This is a genomic window from Stenotrophomonas sp. MH181796, from assembly GCF_009659995.1.
In the GTDB taxonomy this organism is placed as follows: domain Bacteria; phylum Pseudomonadota; class Gammaproteobacteria; order Xanthomonadales; family Xanthomonadaceae; genus Stenotrophomonas; species Stenotrophomonas riyadhensis.
In genome coordinates this window covers 683589-702886 of record NZ_RAHU01000001.1, presented here as the reverse complement: position 1 = coordinate 702886, position 19298 = coordinate 683589, and the positions used below count along the sequence as shown (strand labels likewise).

Here is a 19298-nt window from a genome sequence, read left to right as displayed (position 1 = left end):
CTACCGGGCGAAGCGGGCCTCGATCTCTTCCAGGGATTTGCCCTTGGTCTCCGGCAGCCAGAACGCGGCCACCAGGAAGAACACGAAGGTGCACGCCGCCCAGAACACGAACATGCTGGCGTAGCCGTAGTGGCCCACCGTGGGCAGGAAGATGGCGGCGATGGTGGTGGACACGAACTGGTTGATCAGCAGCGCGATGCTCATGCCGTTGGAGCGGATGCGGTTCGGCATCAGCTCCGACAGTGCCAGCCATACGCAGACGCCGGGGCCGACCGCGAAGAATGCGACGAACACCAGGATGCAGGCGGCCACTGCCCAGCCGTGTGCCGGTGGCGGCACCGGGCCGATGCGGGCCTGCTCGATGCGCAGCGGTGCTTGCGCGGCCTTGGCCGGATCGGCGAACGGGTTCAGGTGCAGTTTGCGGAAGAACGCGCCGATCACGCTGTCCGGCTGCACGGTGCCCGCACGCTCGATGCGCAGCTCGCGGTCGGTCAGGTTGTCGCTGCGCAGGGCGCGCACATTGGTGAAGTCGCCATAGGCATACGACACGGTCAGCTGCAGCGGCCGGCCTTCGCTGTCGATGCCAGCGCCAAGGCGCTGCCACTGCGCATCATCCAGTACCAGTTGCAGCCCATCGCCGCTGACCGCCGCCTGCAGCTGCGGCTGCACGTCGGTGCGGCCGCGTTCGGCCTGGAAGAAGAGGGTGGCGGCGGCCAGCAGGGCCACGCAGATGCCGCCACTGCCGAGCATCAGCAGGAACTTGCGGCCCTTGCGGTCGACCAGCAGCAGCGCGACCACGGTCATCACCGCATTGAGCAGCTTGATCGCCACGTCGGCGCCGTTGGCCACCGAGCCGGACAGGCCGGCCTGGTTGAGGATGTTCACCGCGTAGGCCAGCACCGAGTTGATGCCGGTGGCCTGGGTGCAGGCCAGCACCACGCAGGCGAGCAGGAACGGCACCACGTAGCGGCGACTGAGCAGCGGGTCGCGCTTGCCGCTGCTGCCGCTCGATTCCGGTGCCTGGATCTGTGCAAGCGTGGGCTCCACCTCCGAAGCCGGCAGTACGCGCTGCAGGCTGCGGCGCGCATCATCGATGCGACCGCGGCGCACCAGCCAGCGCGGCGATTCGGACAGCCAGAAGATGCCGGCGCAGAACAGCAGGCCCGGCGCCAGGCAGGTCCAGAAGATGGTGCGCCAGGCGTGGTCCTTCACCGCAAACAGCTCCTGCGCCTGCTGCGCGACCGGCAGTGAGCGCACGGCTTCGGCGGCGGCATCCACGGCGTGGGCGTGGTACAGGCCGATCAGGGCAGCCAGCACCAGGCCAACGGTCAGCAGCAGCTGGAACATGGCCGCGCCGCGCCCGCGTCGCTCTGGGCTGAGCACTTCGGCCAGGTACAGCGGAATCACTACGCCGATCAGGCCGCCACTGATGCCCTGCAGCAGCCGGCCGAGCAGCAGGGGCGTGTAGCCGGATGCCAGTGCCATGATCGGGATCGAGGCAGTGAACAGCAGGCCGGCCAGCAGCATCGCACCGCGGCGGCCGATCAGGTCGGCGACCATGCCGGCGAACAGCGAGGACAGCACGCTGCCCAGCAGCACTGCCGCGACGACGAAGCCGAGCTGCTGGCTGCTGAGCTGCCAGGCGTGGCTGGCAGTCGCTTCAAGATAGGGCAGGGCGCCGGCGATGATGCCGATGTCGATGCCGTACAGCAGGCCACCGAGGCCGCCGATGAAGAGCAGGTAGCGTACGGGCCAGCGCGGAGCGGTGCTTGCAGTCATCGGCAGTTCCTGTGGTAGCGCCGGGCTATGCCCGGCGACGGTTCGTCGCAGATTGCTTTCTGTAGAGTCGAGCCATGCTCGACTGCTCTTCGTTCCGATATCGAGGTTCCCTGCACCGCGCGTTGCGCGGTGAGTCGAGCATGGCTCGACTCTACAAAAACGCAGATATCAGGCGTTTGCGGCGTTCAAATCAACTACGCGCCCACCAACCACCACCTGCTGCAGGCGCAGTTCGGCGTCCAGCACCACCAGGTCGGCACGGGCGTCGGGCGCGATGCGGCCGCGATCGTCCAGGCCCAGGTAATCGGCCGGGAACGTGGAAACACGCTGCGAGGCGTCGGCCAAGTCCAGGCCCACACGCACCAGATTGCGCAGTGCCTGGTCCATGGTCAGCGCGCTGCCGGCCAGCGAACCGGTCGCCAGGCGCACGCAGCCGCCGCACTTGTGCACGCGCTGCTCGCCCAGCGCGTACTCGCCGTCGGGCATGCCGGTGGCGGCAGTGGCGTCGGTCACCGCGTACAGGCGCGGGATCGCGCGCGCGGCCAGCCGGATCACGCCGGGGTGGATGTGCTGCAGGTCGGGAATGATCTCGGCGTACTGCGCATGTGCCAACGCCGCCGCTGCAATGCCCGGGCGATAGTGATCGACGCCGGTCATGCCGTTGAACAGGTGGGTGAAGCCGGAGGCGCCGGCCTGCAGTGCCGCCACGCCTTCCTCATAGGTACCGGCGCTGTGGCCGAGCTGTACGCGGATGCCCATCGCCGAGAGCGCGGGAATCAGCGCGGTGTGCTCACCGATTTCCGGGGCCAGCGTCATCACCCGGATCGGTGCCAGCGCATGCAGCTGCTGCACCAGTGCCAGCGTCGCCTCGATCGTGCGGTTGGGCTGCGCACCCAGACGCTGCGGGCTGATGAACGGTCCTTCCAGATGCACACCGACGATGCTGGCGGCGTCGGCATCGGGTGCCGCCATGGTGGCGGCCACGCCCTGCAGCGCGTGCTCGATCTCGTCGAGCCCGGCGGTCATGGTGGTCGCCAGCAGCGTGGTGGTGCCGAAGCGAAGATGGGTGCGGGCGATGGTTCGCGCCACGTCGCCGCCCTGCATCAGGTCCACGCCGGCCGCGCCATGCACATGCAGGTCGATGAAGCCGGGCAGGATCACCGGCAGCTGCAGGTCGTCAGCGCCGCTGTGGTCATCCACCTGCAGCTGGCGCACGTGCGAATCGAAGTGGACGTGGCCACGCCGCCAACCCAGCGGGGTGAGGATGCGGCCATGCAGGGTGCGGGTGTCGGTCATGCGGTGGGCTCGGCGATGATCACTTCGATGCCCAGCCGCTGCAGCCCCTCACGGGTTGCGTCGTCAATGCCGGCGTCGGTGATGATGGCGTGGATCTGATCCAGCAGGGCGATGCGATGCAGGCTGACGCGGCCGAACTTGGAGGCGTCGGTCAGCACCACGATGCGGCGCGCACGCTCGACCATGCGATGGTTGAGGCGGGCTTCGGCTTCATCGTGGGTAGTCAGGCCGAACTGCAGGTCCAGGCCGTCCACGCCCAGGAACAGGGTGTCGAAGCTGTACGAGTTGAGGCTGGCTTCAGCCTGGCTGCCCTGCAGCGACAGCGACTGCTGGCGCAGCAGCCCACCGGTCAGCAGTACGGTGATGCCTGCGGCATTGGCCAGTTCCCAGGCGATGTTCAGGCCGTTGGTCATCACCGTCACGTCGCGATGCGCGCGCAGGTGGCGGGCCAGGGTCATCGTGGTCGAGCCGGAGTCGATGATGATGTTGTCGCCGGGCTGCACCAGGCGCGCAGCGCGCGCACCGATCGATTCCTTCAGCGGCAGGTTCAGCGCGTCTTTCTCGTGGATGTCCTGTTCCTGCGGCGGCGTACGAACGAGCGTGGCGCCGCCGTGGGTACGGTTGGCCAGGCCCTGCGACTCGAAGTGGGTCAGGTCGGCACGGATGGTCACCGCCGACACGCCGAAGCGCTCGACCAGATCGGCCACCTGCACCGAGCCGTGCTCGATCAGCAGCTGCAGGATCTGTTGCCGGCGGGAGCGGGTGTTGCGCATGGCCATTCTCGGTTTCGCGGGAAAAGGTAGAGATTAGCCGTTCGCAGCAACGCCGGCAGCCGAGCCCGCGTTCTGCGTGCGGGGGCCGGCCTGGTTGGCGCTGCAGGCGCGGGCGTATTCGCCCAGGCACAGGCCGATACGGTGCTGCACCAGTGCGGTGGGGGTGTTGGCCAGGCGGCCTTCGCGCACCGCACGGTACTGCTCCGGCAGGTACTGGCTGAGCAGTACCTGCGGCGGCGCGTGCTGTTCCAGGTTGGCGAACAGGGTCTGCACCGCCTGCACCAGCGCCGGCTCGCCCCAGTAGTAGCGGCAGCGGTCGCTGAAGGAGTAACTGCGCAGCAGGCGCAGTGCCGCCTCATCGCCCTGGTAGTAGGACTGCCAGTACTTCGGCTGCGCCACCATCACCTCGTCCAGCACCTGCGGCAGGCGCGAGCACTGCGCGGCCGGCAGCAGTTCGGCCTCGATCGCGGCCAGCGCGAACAGCGCCTCGCGATAGGCGAAGGTGGCGGCCGGGCCGACCTTCAGGATGGCAAAGTGGTCGCGCACCAGTGCATGCAGGCCGCTTTCGCGCTGGTAGTCAGTGGAATGCGCTTCGAACACGATGCGCGGCTGCTGTTCGAGGAAGCCGGCCAGCGTGCTGGCGGCGGTCGCGTCGTACTCGTGCACGCTGCTGTGGTCGAAGTCCACGCCCGGCTGCACCACCATCGCGATCACGCGCTGCCACGCGTCGCGAAGCTGCGGGGTATCGAACGCCTGCTGGTGGATGGCCAGGGTCTGCGCGGCGGCGGCGGGCGTGGTCACCTGCAGGCCCTCGGCAAGCGAGGCTTCGCCACCGGGAATCGGCACTTCGGTACCGATTACGTAGACCGGCGGCGGCAGGCTGTGTTCGGCGGCGGTGCGTTCGGCGATCTCGGCCAGCTCGGCCGAACGCGCGGCGACGATGGCATCGGGCAGCGGCACCGGGTCATCGGCACAGGACATGCTGCAGTCCAGGTGGATCTTGTGGAAGCCGGCAGCGACGTAGGCCTCGATCAGCACGCGCGCGTGGGTCATCGCTTCGGCAGCCGGGCGCTTCTGCCAGGCATTCGGGCCGAGGTGGTCACCGCCCAGGATCAGCCGTTCGCGCGGGAAGCCTTCCTCATCGGCCAGCGTGCCCACGTAATCGCGGTACTGCGGCGGGGTCATGCCGGTGTAGCCGCCGAACTGGTCGACCTGGTTGGAGGTGGCCTCGATCAGCAGCACGGTGCCGTGTGCCAGCGCCACGTGCATGGCCGCGCGCAGCACCTGCTCGTTGCTGCAGCAGACGCTGTACAGGCCGACGTTGGCACCGGCGCGGTGGGAGGCAAGCAGGGTCTGCAACGGGGACATGGTCAGGCTCCGGACATCAGGAAAACGAGGGTTGGCAGGCGAGCAGGGCAGCACCACGTGCGCCACCGGCATCGCCGAAGCGTGGTGGCACGATCGGTGGCACCTGCACACCCTTGAACAGATGGGCGGCGATGGCGGCGGGCAGGTGCGCGTACAGCGGCGCGTACTGCGAAAGGCCGCCGCCGAGCACGATCACGTGCGGGTCCAGCGCCAGCACCAACGCCGCCAGGCTGTGGCCGAGCAGGTCGCGATGGATGTCCAGCGCCTTGCGCGCGCGCGCATCACCGGCGTCGGCCAGGGCGATCACCGCGCTGGCGTCGGCGGCGCTGCCACCGAGGTGACGCTCGATCATCGCCACGCCACTACCGGAGACATAACGCTCCACGCAGCCCTGCAGGCCGCAGGCGCAGTCGATCAGCGGCAGGCCGTGGCGCTGCAGCAGATGACCGGGCACGCTCCAGTGGCCCCATTCGCCGGCCAGCCCGTTGAAACCGGACAGCAGGCGGCCGTGCAGGCAGAAACCACCGCCCGCGCCGGTGCCGAGGATGGCGCCGAACATGCTCGGATAGCCGTCGGCGGCACCGCCGTGTGCTTCCGACAGGGCAAAACACTGCAGGTCGTTGCCGAAATGCAGCGGCCGCTGCAGGCGCGCCTGCAGGTCGGCCGCCACGCTGTGGCCGGTCAACGCAGGCACGTTCGCGCTCAGCTGGCGGCCGCTGCGGCGGTCGCGCACGCCGGGCAGGGCGATGCCGATCGCCGCATCACTGCGGCCCAGCGCGGCATCGGCCTCGGCGACCAGGGTCACCACCGCCTGCAGGAAACCGTCGTAGTCGCCCTGCGGCGTGGCCACCCGGCGACGCCAGGTGACCTGCATCGCCGCATCGCACGCCACCAGCTCGATCTTGGTGCCGCCGATGTCGATGCCGTAGCAGGCGTGGGCGATCAGCTCAGCCATGGTGGATGGTGACGCCCTTGACCACGCGGTTGACGGTGCCATCCGGGAACGGATTGTCCGGAGTCAGGCCCAGCGCAGCCGAGCGCTGCAGCGCGAACAGCTGCGCGAAGCCCAGCCACACCGGTGCCAGCCACGGATCATCCAGTGCCGGTACGGTGAGGGTGTACTCGTCGTCCGCACCGATGTCCGAATGCGGGCCGATCGCCAGCACCTGGCCGGCCACGCCATCGCGGCGCAGTTCTTCCAGCAGGTCCTGTTCGTAGCGGCGCGCCAGTGGCTGCACGCTGCGCAGCACCACCACCAGGGTGTTGCCGTCCAGCGTCGATTTCGGGCCATGGCGGAAGCCCAGCGGGGTGTTGGCCAGCGCCAGCACGCGGCCGGCGGTCAGTTCCAGCACCTTCAGCGCGCACTCGCGTGCCAGCGCTTCCAGCGGGCCGCTGCCGAGGTAGATGATGCGGTTGAACGGGCGCTGTGCCAGCGCCGCCACCGGTGCATCCCATTGCGCCTGGCCTTCGCGGGCCAGCGTGGCGATCTGCTTCAGGCGCGCCACACGCGCATCCCACGGCGAACGATCGAACACGGTCAGTGCGGCCAGCAGCATGCAGGTCAGGCTGCTGGTCATGGCGAAGGCACGGTCGCAGCTGGCCGACGGCATCAGCAGGGTGCAGGTGTCGGCACGGCCGGCGCCACGACGGGCCAGTTCGCCATCGGCATTGCAGGTGATGTCGAGGAAGCGCGCGTCATCCACGTCGCTGCGCACGCGGTCCACCGCCGCCACGCTTTCCGGGCTGGAGCCGCTGCGGCCGAACGAGACCAGCAGGGTCGGACGGTCGCGCTGCAGGTACAGCGCCGGGTGGGTCAGCAGGCTGGTGGTGTGCACCACGCGCACATCGGCCGGCCATTGCGCGTTGATTGCATCGGCCACCATTTCGGCGATGAAGCCGGAGCTGCCGGCGCCGGTGAACAGCACGCGCTGGTTGGGATCGTTGAGGCTGTCGCCGAGGAAGGCCTGCAGGCGGTCGCGGGCACGCGACAGGTCCTGTGCGAGGGCGTCCCACAGCGCAGGCTGCTGGGCGATTTCGGTAGCGGTATCGGCTCCGCCAAGGCGCTGCCAGGCGGACACATCGGAAAGCAGGGTGACGTCCATTCGGAGGTTCCAGTTGGGCCAGCGCACCATCTGTGTTTTCTTTCGAAATGTCAAATAGCGAAAGTAAAAAGAAAGAAAATGGCATGGTGACTTTTCCCGCCTGGGTGTGCTCGGGAAAACGAAAGAACGGGCCGGATGCCGTATCGCACAATGCTTAACAGGCGCCTGCAAGCGCTTACACAAAGTATTGCGGCGCAACAACTTTCGTTTCAATAGAATATATCTTCCTTTTTCCTTTCAATTTGTTGACATCTTTCGAATCGCTGCCCTAGAGTCGGCCCAATCGCTTTCGAAACGCCCGGTGAACGGGTTGGGAGTCCGCGTGGAAAACTGCGTTCGTCGCTCGCCGCTGATGCTGGCCCTGTTGCCGGCATTGATGCTGGCGTCCATGCCGGCCCGGGCCGAGCCCGTCGGCAACCTGCGTTCGGTCAGCGCCAGCGCCAGCCGCGATGGCGTGCAGGGCTGGGACCTGCAGACCGACAAGGGCGCGCGCATCCGCATCGAACTGCCGGCCACCGACATCATCCGCGTGCAGGCCGGTCGCAACGGCACGCTCACCGGTGCAGGCGACAAGGCCGCGCCGATCGTGCTGCCGCAGCCCAAGGCGAACGTGCAGGCGCAGCTGGAAGAAGACGCACAGGAAATCCGCGTGCGCACCGAGTCACTGGTGCTGCATGTACAGCGGCAGCCGCTGCGCATGCGCCTGGAACGGCTGGACAACGGCCAGCCCACCGCGCTGTGGCAGGAACTGCAGCCGCTGGACCTGGATGCCACGCAGAGCGTCCAGGTGCTGTCCTCGCAGGCCGATGAAGGCTACTTCGGTGGCGGCCAGCAGAACGGCCGTTACCAGTTCAAGGGCCGCGAGCTGGAAGTGTCCTACTCCGGCGGCTGGGAAGAAGGCGACCGCCCAAGCCCGGCGCCGATGCTGCTGAGCAGCCGCGGTTGGGGCATGCTGCGCAATACCTGGAGCGACGGCAGCTACGATCTGCGCGAGGCCGACCAGGTCACGCTGCTGCACCGCGAAGACCGCTTCGATGCGTACTACTTCGTCGGCGCCGACCTGCCGAAACTGATCGAGCGCTACACCCAGCTGACCGGCCGCCCCAACATGGTCGCGCGCTGGGCGCTGTCCTACGGCGATGCCGATTGCTACAACGACGGCGACAACAGCAAGAAGCCCGGCACCGTACCCGAAGGCTGGAGCGACGGCCCGACCGGCACCACCCCGGATGTGATCGACAGCGTGGCCAGGCAGTACCGCGCCAACGACATGCCCGGAGGCTGGATCCTGCCCAATGACGGTTACGGCTGCGGCTACAAGCAGTTGCCGGAAACGGTGAAGGGCCTGGCCAAGTACGGCTTCCGCACCGGCCTGTGGACCGAGAACGGCGTCGACAAGATCGCCTGGGAAGTGGGCAAGGCCGGCAGCCGCGTGCAGAAGCTGGACGTGGCCTGGACCGGCAAGGGCTACCAGTTCGCGATGGACGCCAACCGCCAGGCCTTCAACGGCATCCTCGACAATTCCGATTCGCGCCCGTTCCTGTGGACGGTGATGGGCTGGGCCGGCATCCAGCGCTATGCGGTGGCATGGACCGGCGACCAGAGCAGCAGCTGGGATTACATCCGCTGGCACGTACCGACCCTGGTCGGTTCGGGCCTGTCCGGCATGGCCTACGCCAGCGGCGACGTCGATGCGATCTTCGGCGGCAGCGCCGAGACATTCACCCGCGACCTGCAGTGGAAGGCGTTCACCCCGGTGCTGATGGGCATGAGCGGCTGGTCGTCGAACGCGCGCAAGCACCCGTGGTGGTACGACGAGCCCTACCGCAGCATCAACCGCGATTACCTGAAGTTGAAGATGCGCCTGACCCCGTACATGTACGGGCTGGTGCACGAGGCTGCGCAGACCGGTGCACCGCCGGTGCGGGGCCTGATGTGGGACAACCCGCGCGATCCGCATGCGCAGGATGAAACCTACAAGTACCAGTTCCTGCTCGGCCGCGACCTGCTGGTGGCGCCGGTGTACCGCAGCCAGGCGGCCAGCCGTGGCTGGCGCCGCGACATCCATCTGCCGGCCGGCGGCTGGATCGACTACTGGGATGGCCGCCGCGTGCAGGCCGCCGCCGATGGGCGCCAGCTCGACCGCCAGGTGGACCTGGCCACGCTGCCGGTGTTCGTGCGTGCCGGCGCGATCCTGCCGATGTACCCGTCGATGCTGTTCGACGGCGAGAAGCCTCTCGATGAAGTGACGTTCGACCTGTACCCGCAGGGCGATTCGCAGTACACGCTGTACGAAGACGACGGCAACACCCGCCGCTACCAGCAGGGCGAATCGAGCACGCAGCAGATCCGCGTGCAGGCGCCGGCGCAGGGCAGTGGCCCGGTGCAGGTGCAGATTGATGCCGTGCAGGGCCAATACAACGGCCAGCTGGCGCAGCGTCGCTATGGCCTGCGCGTGCTCAGCCGCCAGGCGCCGCGCGCGGTGCAGGCCGGTGGTCGCGCGCTGCCGGCGCTGGCCGATGCCGCCGCCTTCAACAGCGCCAACGAAGGTTGGTACTTCGATGCCCAGGAGCGCCGCGGCACGCTGCATGTGCGCACCGCCACACAGAACATCCGCCAGCCGCTGCAGCTGCAGCTGGACTTCGCAGTCGCTGCTGCCGTGGCCGACGATGCCTATCCGGCCGCGCCGGTGCTGGGCCGCGAACTGCCGGCCGACAGCCTGCTGGTGGTCAACCGCCCGGCCGAAGAACCCGGCCATGCGCTGGAAAATGCCTTCGATGATGATCCGGGCACCTGGTTCCGCAGCGTGCGCAACCAGGCCGTGCGCACCGGTGCGCACGAGTGGGTGATCGGCTTCGGCGAGCGCAGGATGATCGACGGCATCGACATCGCGCCGCGCAACGACAAGAACTGGAAGCACGGCCAGGTCCGCGACTACGAGGTGTACCTGGGTGACAGCAATGGCGAGTGGGGCGAGCCGATCGTCCGCGGTCGCCTGCAGCTGAAGGAAGGCGTGCAGCGCATCGACTTCCCGGCCCACGCCGGCCGCCTGCTGCGTTTCCGCGTGCTGAGCGTGCAGAACCCCGAAGGCGACGGCGCCAGCAGCGCCGACCCGATGGTCACTGCCGCACAGGGCAGCGCCCGCGCGTTCGATGCATTGCAGCCGCGCGATGTCGGCCCGATCGCACTGTCCACCTTCCACATTCTCGAACACCAGGAACCGGAGCGACCGGCCCGGCAGCGCTATCTCTCCGAGCTGCCGGTGCCGGCCGCGCTGGCCAGCCAGCTGCGCACCGACCAGTCCTTCCATGGCGACGCCGGCATGCGCATGAACGGCCTGCAGTTCCGCCGTGGCCTGGGTGTCGGCGCCAACAGCCGCATCGACCTGCGCCTGCAGGGCGGCTGGCACCTGCTGCGTGCCGACCTCGGCATCGATGACGCCTGCCGCAGCGCCGGTGGCCTGCAGTTCCAGGTCTGGGGTGACAACCGCCTGCTGTACGACAGCGGCCTGGTGAAGGCGCCCGGCGTGGTCAAGCCGGAGCTGGACATCCGAGGCCTTTCCACCCTGAGCCTGCGCACGCTGGGTGCGCAGGGCAGCCAACCCGCCCAGGTCTGTGCCAACTGGGCCAACGCCGTGCTGATCGGCCAGGAGGGCGACTCCGCCAGCATCGTCGCCCCATGACTCCCTCGTAACACCGCTCCTCCCCCCGCCCATTCCGACTACGGCCCTCATGGTCGTGGCCCGGGAGCGTTTTGCCCGCCGAACGCCCACGCGCTCACTTTTTGCGCCGCACCCCTGCCAGGAGAGAACCCCGATGTTGCCCGCACGCCACCACCGCCCCCCCTGTCGTTCGATCGCTCCGCTGTCGCTGGCCATCGCCGGCGTGCTGCTGTCGGTCGCCGTTCCTGCCTTCGCCCAGGAGAGCAAGGACAAGGCCACCGACCTGGCCCGCATCGAGGTCACCGGCTCCAACATCCGCCGCACCGACGTTGAAACCGCGTCGCCGGTGCAGGTGATCAGCAAGCAGGACATCCAGAACATGGGTGCGCGCACGCTGCTGCAGGTGCTCGACAACCTGCCGGCCGCACGCCCGGCACAGCAGGACGCGCGTTCGCTGTTCACCGGCTCCGATGGTGCCTCGCAGGCCAACCTGCGTGGCCTCGGTGCCCAGGGCACGCTGGTGCTGCTGAACGGTCGTCGCCTGTCGTACTACGGTGCACCGGCCGGCTTCCAGACCCAGTTCGTCAACATCGATGCGATCCCGGCCGCGGCCATCGAGCGCATGGAAGTGCTGACCGATGGCGCTTCGGCGGTGTATGGCACCGACGCGGTGGCCGGCGTGATCAACGTGATCACCAAGCGCAACTTCCAGGGCGCCGAGATCAGCTTCACCAACGACACCTCCTCGCGCATCGACTCCTACGGCGAGCGCCAGGCCAGCATCACCGCCGGCTTCGGCGACCTGGCCGAGAACCGTTTCAACATCTACGGCGCGGTGAACATGTACCGCCGCGACGCGATCCCGCTGAGCGATTTCTACGACAAGCGGCCCGACCAGTACTACGTCAACAAGCCGAACTACCTCAACGACCTGCGCCTGGGCGTGGGCAGCAAGCCGGGCGAGTTCAACCCGGGCACCTACTTCGCCTTCGATCCGGTCACCGGCCGCCGCGTGCAGGAAGCTGCGCCGGGCTGCAAGAACGTGCTGACCAGTGAAGCGGCCGGTCCGCGTTGCGTCTGGGAAACCTGGATGAACAACGAGATCGATGCCGGCGCCAAGTCCGAGCGCAACACCGCCTACCTCAACGGCACCTTCCTGGTGGGTGACAGCACCGAGATCTTCGCCGAGGCGACCTACACCGACATCGACCTGCGCGCCAACGGCGGCACACCGCGCACCTACGGCACCACCACCGGCAACCCGACCAGCTGGTTCTCGCGCAACACCGGCAACACCGTCAACCAGTTCCTGTACCCGTTCCTGGGCCCGAACAACGAGTACAACCACGCCAGCCCGCAGATGAAGGCGATGATGGGCGGCGTGGTCGGCTTGAATTACCTGCTGCAGGATGCCGGCCCGAACTACTTCGGCCAGCGCAACACCGACAAGAGCTACCGCGTGCTGGCCGGTGCGCGTGGCAACCGGGGTGACTGGAACTGGGAGACCGCCTTCGCCAGTGCCGGCACCCATTCCACCACGTACCAGACCATCAACGTCAACATCAAGGGCTTCGAGAAGGCCTTCGGCCCGTACTCGATCGATCCGGGCACCGGTCGGGTGATCATCTCCGACCACCCGGCGTATAAATTCGGCGAGATCAGCGAAGCCAATGCTGCGCTGATCCGTGAGGCGTTCCCGACCTTCGACATCCAGTCGTGGACCCGCCTGCATACCCTCGACGGCAAGATCGAAGGCCCGCTGTTCCAGCTGCCGGCTGGTGAAATGCGCGCCGCGTTCGGCTTCAACGCCAGCCGCGAAACCTTCTACACCCCGGGCAATGCCGATGCGGCCAATGGCCTGATCTCCCAGCAGGGTGGCTCCTGGTTCGACGGCAAGCGCAACACCTACGCGCTGTTCGCCGAGACCGTGGCACCGATCACCGACAAGCTGGAACTGGATGCGGCGGTGCGCGTGGACAAGTACCCGAACTTCAGCGCCAACGTCGCGCCGAAGATCGGCTTCAAGTACCAGGCGTTCGACCAGCTGATGCTGCGCGGCACCTACTCGACCGGTTTCCGTGCACCGAGCCTGGCCGAATCCGGCAACGGCGGCGTGTTCGCGCAGCTGGGCGGCTACCGTGACGAGCTGCGCTGCAACGAGACCAACGCCATCGCCAACCTGCTGCTGAAGTCGCAGCGGCCGGGTGATGTCGATCTGGGCAAGACGATGCTGAACGTCGATTGCAGTCGCACCGTGGCCCGCATGACCCAGCCGAACAAGGACCTGAAGCCGGAGAAGGCGAAGATCGCCACCCTCGGCTTCGTCTACGAGCCGGCAACGTGGCTGTCGGTGTCGGCCGACTACTGGTTCATCTATCGCGACAATGAAATCGTCGCGCCGGACTACCGCCGCATGGAAGACATCATCTCCTCGTCGCGCTCGCCGATCACCGACAGTGACCGCGCCAACCTGGCGCAGCTGGCGGCGATGTGTGCCGACCCGGCCAGTGGCGTGAGCTGCCCGTCGGTACTGCCGGGCTACTCCGCCGGCAACGTGGCCAGCGTGGTGGGCCAGTACAAGAACCGTGGCAAGACCCTGATCGACGGCTTCGACATCGATGCGCGCAGCCGCTTCTCGCTGGGTGACTGGGGCAACCTGAACATCGGCCTGGCCGCCACCATCGCCAACCGCAACCGCTTCTACATGGACGCGGAGAACGGCTGGTACTACGGCGACGTGGTGGGCTATTACAACAACCCGCGCCTGCGTGCCACGCTCAATGCCGACTGGACCTACAAGCAGGTCACCACCAGCATGTTCGTCAACTACGTGGGTGGTACCAAGTGGGCTACCGACCAGGTCGACGAAAAGAGCAACAACAAGGAAACCTGCACCGGCGGCTACCTGGCCCTGCAGAAGAGCAAGTGCGACGGTGCACCATCGTGGTGGACCGCCAACATGAGCGTCACCTGGCGCCCGGATGATGCGTGGAACCTGAGCTTCACGGTCAAGAACCTGTTCAACCGCCTGCCGTTCTACGATCCGAACAGCTTCCTGGGTGACTCCAGTGACTACGCAACGATCTTCGGTCGTGGTTACAGTGTGACCATCGGCTACCGGTTCAAGTAATTCCGTTTGCGTGACCTGGCGTGCCGGCTGCGGCCGGCACGCTGCCAAGAGGAGAGATGTTTGCCATGAAGCGTAGGGAATTCATCGCGGCCAGCGCCGCTGTCGCCGCCAGCAGCCTGCTGCCGCAGACCCCGGCCTGGGCACGCGGGCGCAAGGTGCGCCTGGCCATGATCGGTACCGGCATGCGCGGCCTGGTGCTGCTGAAGGAACTGGTGCGCCGCGACGACGTCGAAGTGGTCGCCCTGTGCGACATCGAGCCGATCATGCTCGGCCGCGCCACCGAGATGGTGGCCAAGGCGGGCAAGCCGGCGCCGAAGACCTATGGTCAGGACCGCGACACCAATGCCTGGAAGCGCCTGCTGGAACAGAAGGGCATCGATGGCGTGATCATCGCCACGCCGTGGGAGTACCACGCGCCGATGGCGATTGCCGCGATGCAGGCCGGCGTGGCGGTGGGCTGCGAAGTGGTGGCCGGCATCACCCTGCAGGACCACTGGGACGTGTTGAAGACCCAGCTGAGCACCGGCACGCCCTACATGCTGCTGGAGAACGTCTGCTACCGCCGCGACGTGATGGCTGCGCTGCAGATGGTGCGCCAGGGCCTGTTCGGCGAGCTGGTGCACCTGCAGGCCGGCTACCAGCACGACCTGCGCGGCGTGAAGTTCAATTCCGGCGACCCGAACCAGCCCTACGACAGTGGCGTGGAGTTCGGCCCCAAGGGATGGAGCGAAGCACGCTGGCGCACCGAGCATTCGGTGGAGCGAAATGGTGAGCTCTACCCCAGCCACGGCATCGGCCCGTGCGCGATGTATACCGGCATCAACCGTGGCAACCGCTTCACCCACATCAATGCCTTCGCGACCAAGGCGCGTGGCCTGCACGAGTACACCGTGGCCAAGAGTGGTGGCACCACGCATCCCAGCACCAAGGTGAAGTTCAAGCTGGGCGACATCGTGACCACCACGCTGGCCTGCGAGAACGGCGAGACCATCCTGCTGCAGCATGACACCTCGCTGCCGCGTCCGTATTCGATGGGCTTCCGCGTGCAGGGCACCAAGGGCCTGTGGATGGACGTGAACCATTCGATCCACATCGAAGGCCGCAGCCCGCCGCACCAGTGGGAAGAGTTCAAGAAGTACCAGGATGAGTACGAGCACCCGCTGTGGAAGCAGAATGCCGACACCGCCGCCAGCGCCGGCCACGGCGGCATGGACTGGTTCGTCATCCACGCCTTCGTGGAAGCATTGAAGGCCAAGGCGCCGATGCCGATCGACATCTATGACGCGGTGACCTGGAGCGCGATCACCCCGCTGAGCGAGCAGTCGATCGCCAACAGCTTCCAGACGCTGGAGTTCCCGGACTTCACCGCTGGCGCGTGGAAGCAGCGCAAGCCGATCTTCGCGTTCGACGGCAAGTACTGATCCGCTCTTTGTAGCGTCGGGCCATGCTCGACTGTTTTGAACACAACGCCGGGCACTGCCCGGCGTTGCTGTATGTGGGCCCCCCTCTGCCACGCCCATGCTAGGCTCGGATACGTACCTGGCAGATGACGCCAATCGGTGGAGAGGAGCTTCCGGATGCGCGTGCTGACCTTCACCTGTCCACTTTGCGGCGCTGCCGGGCAGCGATTCCCGCTGCTTTCCGCATCGAGACGGCAGGCGAAGACGGCATGCAGGGGATGTGGCGTGGTGCTGCGCTCGGATCCCCGCTTGGGCCTGCATACGCTCTACCTGCTGTATACGCAGATCGTCGTGCTGCTCGCTGCATTGCCCATGATCTGGGCCTATGCTTCCGGCCGATGGTTCTGGTTGGCTGCGATCTGGGCCATGGTGTTGGTGTTGTCCTGGTTCCCAGGCGTGATCAGGCACGCACGAAGTCCGATCGTGCGCGCCTGCCGGGATCCCGATTACAGCTACGCGCGCAGGCCTTGCGCACCATCCACCGGCGGCACCGCAGAACCGGCGCCGTGCAGCCGCATTCCATGATGGCTATCGATGGATGTCCTACGGTGTTCGCGTCGGTCCCAGCTCAATCGGCAGGCCAACCCGCTGCCACCCGGTCCGCCAGCACCAGTTCGGTATCCATCTGCCGGCCATCGCGTAGATAGCGGACGCCAACGCGCGTTCCCACCGGACGCTCGCGCAGCTGCGCACGCCAGTCCCCCAGTATCCGTGCGGCAATCGGCTCTCCCGCAATCATGACGATGCAGTCATCCCTGCGCAGGCCGGCGCGTGCACCGGCGCTGGTCGGCGCTACATCGGCTACGCGCAGTGCACCGTCCTCGGCCTGCAGCCACAGTCCGCTGCGGTCGAAGGCATCGGGCTGCGTGCTTTCAGCGTTGGGCACCAGATAAAGGCGCTTGGCGTCGTAGTCGATGCCCATGGAGAAGCGCCGCAGCACGCCGCCGCCCAGGATCGCGCCATAGTCGGCCAGGGCCAGCGCGCCCTTGTCGGTGCTGGACAGATCACCCACCAGGCCGGTGACCTTGATGTCGCCCATGCGCAGCACACCGAGCCGGGCGGGGCGCGCGCGGCCGGGGCCTCCGAGGCCCCATCCAAGCACGGCCTCCTCACTGGCGTGGTACTTCTCCAACAAACGATGGGTGCGCACGAACGGGCTGCTCAGGCTCAGCGAGTTGCGTGAGCCGGTGTCCAGCCACAAGCGCAGTGGAATGCCGTCCAACTCGCCATTCAGTACCGGCGCGCGGTCGTCCTGTTCGAACGGCAGCACCACCGCGTTGGCGGGCGGCTGGTAGTGGCCTGGCCGGGTGAAGCTGAGCACGCGCGCGCCATAGTCGAAGGTGGTGACGAAGCGCAGGAAGGTCTCGTAGCCAATGAAGCCATCATGCGGCACGCCCATCGAGTTGATCTGCTGGCCGAGGTCGATGATGTGGAACACCGGGTTTGCAAGGTGCGCGCCACCGATGCGCAGGTGGCGGGCCTGTGCCAGGCCCAGGTCGCTGGCGTTGTCACCGGCACCATGCACGCTCAGGCGGCCTGTGGTGGTCAGCCCCAGGCGCTTGGCGCCGGTGGGCGTCAGCAGGTTGATGGCGCCGGTATCCACCAGGAATCGCGCCGGCTGGCCGTCCACTTCGGCTTCGATGTAGACATGGTTGTTGACCAGGTCGAACGGAATGCGGGTGGTGCCGCTGGCATCTTCGATGTAGCTGTCGTGGGCCATCACCGGCGGCGCATACACGGTGTCCGCTACCGGCCCATCCACCTGGTAGCGCTGCACCTGCACGTCGCTGCGCAGGCGCGGGTCGGCACGGCCCAGGGCATCGAGCGTATCGGTGACGATGCGATGGGGCAGCAGCAGGCCATCGACCGCCCGGTAGTCTTCCAGCGTGGTGGCGGTGGGTGTGCGCGCGGAGGCGATGATCACCCGGCCGAGCTGGCCGCTGCGGGTGTCGAACCAGAGCTCGATCGGGTCCGCGCCCTCCGGCGTCGTCGACAGCACGTCATAGCGCTGCCCGTCGTGGACCTCGGTGCGTGGGCCCGCGAAGCGGGAGGCGGGATAGGCGCTGGACCAATAGGCGCGGGTGGCCAGCCACGCCTGCGTGCGCGCGGTGCGGCGTGGCACGGTGCCGTCCAGCAGGCCGACCTCACCGCCGTAGTCACGCCGCCAGGACCGCTGGCCGTCGAAACCCTGGGCAACAGTGAAGGCCCCCAGCTGCGCCTGTTCGGCATAGCGACCGGCGCGCAGGTCCTGGTTGAGCTGCCAGCGGCCCTGCAAGCCACCGACCGACTGCTCGCCTTCAGCCTGCAGGCGCTGTACCGACAGCCACGGCTCGCCGCCACTGGCTGCACGGGCCCGGGCCAGCACACCCGCCGCATCCCCCACCGCAGCCTGCACGGGAACCGCCAGCATCCACAGCAGGCCGAACATCATCCGTTGCCATCGCATCGCATCACCTTCTTCGTCGGGTCGAGCGCTGATGGCAACGCAGCGGCGGGCGCCGTTCGACCGGGCGTGAAGGATTGGACGTTCAGCCGGACGTGGTGCGGCTGCGGCGGTATTCGCTGGGGGTCTGCCCGGTGGCGCGCTTGAACGCGCTGTTGAACGTGGACTTGCTGCCGAAGCCGGCGGCAAGGCCGATGTCCAGCACGCTGCGTGGGTCAGCCGGGTCGGAGAGGCAGGATTTCGCCGCCGTGATGCGGAAACCGGTCACGAACTCGGAGAAGCTCTGGCCCAGGCCCTGGTTGAGCGCCTGCGAGACCTGGTTGGGTGACCAGCCGCTATGCTGGCTCAAGCCCTGGAGATCGAGTCCGGGGGCTTCATGCAGGCGTTGGTCCTGCATCAATGCGGTCAGCGCGCTGGCGATGGCCGCGCATTGCGCCGCGTCGATGCCCGAGCGCTGGTAGCGTGCGACGGCGACGTCCTCGGTGGGCGCGGGGACAAGGTTCCCCATGCCCGGTGCAGCGGCGCTCACAGACGCGCGCAGCTGCTGCCGCACCACGCGGCAGGCCAGCAGATACATGCCGGCGGTGGTCAGCAGACTGAGCCCGATGCTGGCCAGCAGCGGAGCGGTATCCGGCGGCCACCGGTTCATCGTGCTGGCAAGCCAGCACCCCGCCATCACGATCGCCAGCCCGCGCAGCCCGCTGTGCTGGATGGCGGTTCCGCGCGGGGCCGAAGGCGTACGCAGCGAGAGCCACAGCGTGGCCAGCAGGTAGGGTGCACCCTGCAGCAGCCAGCCATGGAAGCTGAGCTGGAACAGCGCATTGCCCAGTGGCGAGGTCTCGAAAGGCGCGACTGCGTTCAACAGGGAAATGACGAACGCGAGAACGGCCGGCAGCAGATGCGCGACCGGCAACGGCGACGCATGCTCCCGCGCGGGCGCCAGCAGTGCACGTGCATGGCCGTACAGCAACGGGCCCAGCAGATAGACCAGCGGCACCTCGATGACCCGCAGCCAGCGCACCGCGTCGGCCGACAGCCACGCCTGGCCACCCAACAGCACCAGCCCGAACAGATTGGCGGCGGCGAAACAGGCGAAGAAGGTGGTGAGCAGATGACTGCCACGCCGAGCGCGGCCGAAGCTCACTCCGGTGGACAAGGCGGCCAGGCCCAGAATCGCAGCGCCTGCCGCCAGCTGCAGCAGATCCGGTGGCGTCATGCGCGCAGTGTTGATGATGCGCGCGGCAACGTCCAGCGCGGATAGCAGCGTGCAGGCAACAAGCGGGGGA

12 protein-coding genes are annotated in these 19298 nt (G+C 67.5%); 4 read left to right on the top strand and 8 right to left on the bottom strand.

Annotated features, from left to right (window positions below):
- The 6 genes from D5301_RS03215 to D5301_RS03190 all read right to left on the bottom strand — a co-directional run bounded on the left by D5301_RS03215 (position 1) and on the right by D5301_RS03190 (position 7318).
- Positions 1-1779: an MFS transporter gene (locus D5301_RS03215; RefSeq protein ID WP_153854753.1), complete on the bottom strand. Its 1779-nt coding sequence runs from the start codon at positions 1777-1779 to the stop codon at positions 1-3.
- 168 nt (positions 1780-1947) lie between these two features.
- Positions 1948-3075: an N-acetylglucosamine-6-phosphate deacetylase gene (gene nagA / locus D5301_RS03210; protein WP_153854752.1), complete on the bottom strand. Its 1128-nt coding sequence runs from the start codon at positions 3073-3075 to the stop codon at positions 1948-1950.
- Complete coding sequence (locus tag D5301_RS03205; protein WP_014038836.1) at positions 3072-3848, bottom strand: DeoR family transcriptional regulator; 777 nt, start codon at positions 3846-3848, stop codon at positions 3072-3074. The genes nagA and D5301_RS03205 overlap by 4 nt, the downstream gene beginning before the upstream one ends.
- A 33-nt stretch (positions 3849-3881) precedes the next feature.
- Positions 3882-5216, bottom strand: coding sequence for a D-tagatose-bisphosphate aldolase, class II, non-catalytic subunit (locus D5301_RS03200; protein WP_153854751.1), 1335 nt, complete (start codon positions 5214-5216; stop codon positions 3882-3884).
- Between the two features lie 16 nt (positions 5217-5232).
- Entirely contained in the window at positions 5233-6171 is a 939-nt protein-coding gene (locus D5301_RS03195) for an ROK family protein (RefSeq protein ID WP_153854750.1), read from the bottom strand.
- Complete coding sequence (locus tag D5301_RS03190) at positions 6164-7318, bottom strand: SIS domain-containing protein (protein WP_110714035.1); 1155 nt, start codon at positions 7316-7318, stop codon at positions 6164-6166. Before D5301_RS03190 ends, D5301_RS03195 begins: the two co-directional genes overlap by 8 nt.
- A 322-nt stretch (positions 7319-7640) precedes the next feature.
- Between D5301_RS03190 and D5301_RS03185 the strand changes: the two genes are divergently transcribed.
- The 4 genes from D5301_RS03185 (at position 7641) to D5301_RS03170 (ending at position 16094) form a co-directional block, all read left to right on the top strand.
- On the top strand, positions 7641-11000 hold the full coding sequence (locus D5301_RS03185; RefSeq protein ID WP_324187250.1) for a TIM-barrel domain-containing protein: 3360 nt from the start codon (positions 7641-7643) through the stop codon (positions 10998-11000).
- A gap of 133 nt (positions 11001-11133) precedes the next feature.
- Positions 11134-14109, top strand: coding sequence for a TonB-dependent receptor (locus D5301_RS03180; RefSeq protein ID WP_153854749.1), 2976 nt, complete (start codon positions 11134-11136; stop codon positions 14107-14109).
- Positions 14110-14174: 65 nt separating this feature from the next.
- Complete coding sequence (locus D5301_RS03175; RefSeq protein ID WP_153854748.1) at positions 14175-15530, top strand: Gfo/Idh/MocA family oxidoreductase; 1356 nt, start codon at positions 14175-14177, stop codon at positions 15528-15530.
- A 156-nt stretch (positions 15531-15686) separates the two neighbouring features.
- Positions 15687-16094, top strand: a complete 408-nt coding sequence (locus D5301_RS03170; protein WP_153854747.1) for a hypothetical protein — start codon at positions 15687-15689, stop codon at positions 16092-16094.
- Between the two features lie 43 nt (positions 16095-16137).
- On the opposite strand, the gene D5301_RS03165 is transcribed toward D5301_RS03170, so the two are convergent.
- Positions 16138-18015: an aspartyl protease family protein gene (locus tag D5301_RS03165; protein ID WP_153854746.1), complete on the bottom strand. Its 1878-nt coding sequence runs from the start codon at positions 18013-18015 to the stop codon at positions 16138-16140.
- A gap of 82 nt (positions 18016-18097) precedes the next feature.
- Entirely contained in the window at positions 18098-19228 is a 1131-nt protein-coding gene (locus D5301_RS03160; RefSeq protein ID WP_153854745.1) for a helix-turn-helix transcriptional regulator, read from the bottom strand.
- Positions 19229-19298: the final 70 nt, after the last annotated feature.